Origin of the sequence: Thermococcus sp. EP1 (assembly GCF_001317345.1) — an archaeon.
In the GTDB taxonomy this organism is placed as follows: domain Archaea; phylum Methanobacteriota_B; class Thermococci; order Thermococcales; family Thermococcaceae; genus Thermococcus_A.
The window spans coordinates 1-1610 of sequence record NZ_JXCG01000030.1 but is presented as its reverse complement, the minus strand read 5'-3'; the positions used below and the strand labels follow the sequence as shown (position 1 = coordinate 1610).

Annotated in this window: 1 protein-coding gene and 1 pseudogene; both read right to left on the bottom strand. The window is 42.5% G+C overall.

Going from position 1 to position 1610, the window contains the following annotated elements; genetic code table 11:
• Nucleotides 1–358 (bottom strand): annotated as a pseudogene (locus EP1X_RS09905) (pyruvate synthase subunit beta); the annotation flags it as partial.
• A 5-nt stretch (nucleotides 359–363) separates the two neighbouring features.
• Entirely contained in the window at nucleotides 364–1545 is a 1182-nt protein-coding gene (gene porA, locus EP1X_RS09900) for a pyruvate ferredoxin oxidoreductase (RefSeq protein WP_055284080.1), read from the bottom strand.
• Between the last annotated feature and the right edge of the window lie 65 nt (nucleotides 1546–1610).

The following is a 1610-nucleotide window of genomic DNA, read 5'->3' as shown; positions in this document are numbered from 1 at the left end:
GGAGACCAATATCTGCTGTACCACCATCTCCTGCCCAGCCGACTACCATTATTCCATCTTCACCCTTAACTTTGTAGCCTTTTGCTTTTAAAGCTGCCTCAATACCGCTTATAACCGCACCAGTAGTCTCAAACGCTGTATGGAATAGAGGAGCATTCAAAGCCGAATAAGGCCACGGACCTGCTATAATTGTTGAACAACATGCAGGTATTGTGAATATTGTCTTGTTCCCATAAGCTTTTAAAACATACCTTAACCCTAAAGAGGCTCCACAACCCTGGCAAGCCGTGTGTCCAGCGTAAAAGTGTTCCTCAGCAGGGAGTGTTAATTTCTTTTTCACCTCAGCAGGAAGTTCCATTCTTCTCACCTCTTTAAGTGGTACCATTCGATTTCCCTATCCAGTTTCTTCTTTTCAATTATTTCTTTCATATTCTTGGCAATTACTCTCACGTCATTCACTGTTAAGTCCCTTCCGCCAAGTCCAACAATGTAGTTCTTCATTATTGGGTTTGCATCAGTGTTGTAAAGAACACCTTTAGCTTCATTGAAGAGAATTCCCTCTTGTCCAAATGAGAAGTTTCTATCAAGGACTGCTATCCCTTCCACGTTTTTGCCCAACTCATAAAGTTCTTCCTTGGGGAATGGTCTGAACCAGCGGACCTTTGCAGCTCCTACCTTGTATCCCTCATTTCTAAGAACATCAACGGCCTCTTTAACAGTACCCATTAGAGACCCCATACCCATGAAAACGATCTCTGCATCCTCTGTTCTGTATAGCTCTATCATCTGACTGTAATCTCTTCCAAACCTTTCTCCAAATTCCTTACCAACTTCTTTAATGATCTTTCTAGCGTTTTCCATGGCTTTTTCAATCTTATATCTAAATTCGTAGTAATCAGCTGGAGTACCTAGTGCACCAACTGAGAATGGGTTTTCAAAGTCTGTCAATGTATAGAGAGGCTTCCTTGGTGGGAGGAAATCATCTATTTCCTCTTGGTTTGGCATATCAACTACATCATAAGTGTGACTTAGGATAAATGCACTTTCAATAACCATTACTGGAAGGTTGACTTTTTCATGTTCACCAATTTTAAATGCCATTAGTACACCGTCGTAGACCTCTTGGTTGTTTTCAGCATAAAATTGAAGCCATCCAGTATCTCTTTGGGCAAGAGAGTCTGTTTGATCATCCCAAACACTCCACGGTGGAGCCATTGCTCTGTTAACATCCACCATCACTACTGGGAGTCTTGCTCCAGCAGCCCAGTGAAGCATCTCATGCATTAAAGCGAGACCTTGAGCAGATGTTGCCGTGAAAGTCCTTGCTCCCGTCGCTGAGGCACCTATACAAGCAGCCATTGCTGAGTGCTCACTCTCAACTGAGACATATTGAAGATTTTCGACCTCTCCATTAGCTATAAACTCAGCTATTTTTTCAATAATTGAAGTCTGAGGCGTGATAGGGTAAGCGGCTACAACCTCAACTCTCGCATGTTTCGCCGCATAAGCAGCCGCATAATTTCCACTTACAACTTTCTTTGGCATTTTATCACCTCACTTCTCCTCTCTTACCATGCTTATTGCTTTTGTTGGGCATTCATTTGCACAAA

What these genes read in the sequence shown, in the direction of transcription:
- porA (WP_055284080.1), bottom strand. Translation starts at nt 1,545, where the DNA reads ATGCCAAAGAAAGTTGTAAGTGGAAATTATGCGGCTGCTTATGCGGCG.